Below are 670 nucleotides of genomic sequence, written 5' to 3'. Positions count from 1 at the left end.
CCGATGCGCTTCAGCGGCGTGTCGCCCAGCAGGTCGCGGGCGACACGCTCGATTTCCGCCGCCGGTTCGTCCAGCGGCACGTCGATATCGATGCCGACGACGGTGCCGCACAGCAGGCCGGTGTTGGTGCTGTCGGGGTACTTGTTGGCCCAGCGTTCGATGTCGGCATCGTCGGCCACGGCGCAGACGGTTTCCCAGCCGCGCATCAAGGGCCGCTTGCCGGCAGCCTTGATGGACAGGTGGGGGCCGGAGATCGGCACGGGATGGTAGCCGTTACGCCGCAGGGTGCGGCGTAGATCGACCAGGGTGGGGAGGGCGTTCTCCATGGTCAACCCTCCAATTCCCAGTGAGCGAAGGCGTCCTGCATGCCTTCCTCGCCAACGCTATAGTCATGGCGCAGGCTGGCGCCTGGGCAATAGACCATGTGGCGAATCTGGCGCGGGTCCAAGTCCTCGTGAACATGCAGGAACAACAGGTTGTCCAGGGTGGTGCGCAGGCGTTCCAGGCAGGCCATGGCAGCAACGGCTTCCTGTTGTACGGTGCTGCCCAGCGGGGCTTGGCGGGTCACGATCAGAATTCCAGCCTGTGCGGCTTTGATGCTGGCGCCGATGGCGACATGATCGTCGGGAGTGATGCGGGAGGTGAGCGGGGGCATCACACCACCTCCTGA

2 protein-coding genes are annotated in these 670 nt (G+C 65.4%); both read right to left on the bottom strand.

The window, feature by feature from the left end; all coding sequences use genetic code 11:
• Positions 1-326: bifunctional DNA primase/polymerase (locus H261_RS22955; RefSeq protein ID WP_008622865.1), on the bottom strand; the 326-nt coding region annotated here is incomplete at its 3' end.
• 2 nt (positions 327-328) lie between these two features.
• Positions 329-670, bottom strand: a 342-nt coding sequence (locus tag H261_RS25270; protein WP_235063053.1) for a hypothetical protein, incomplete at its 5' end; no start/stop codon positions are given.

It is taken from the genome of Paramagnetospirillum caucaseum (assembly GCF_000342045.1).
GTDB classification, from domain to species: Bacteria; Pseudomonadota; Alphaproteobacteria; order Rhodospirillales; family Magnetospirillaceae; genus Phaeospirillum; species Phaeospirillum caucaseum.
Note: the sequence above shows the minus strand (reverse complement) of the source record. Positions and strands in the feature narration are given on the sequence as shown.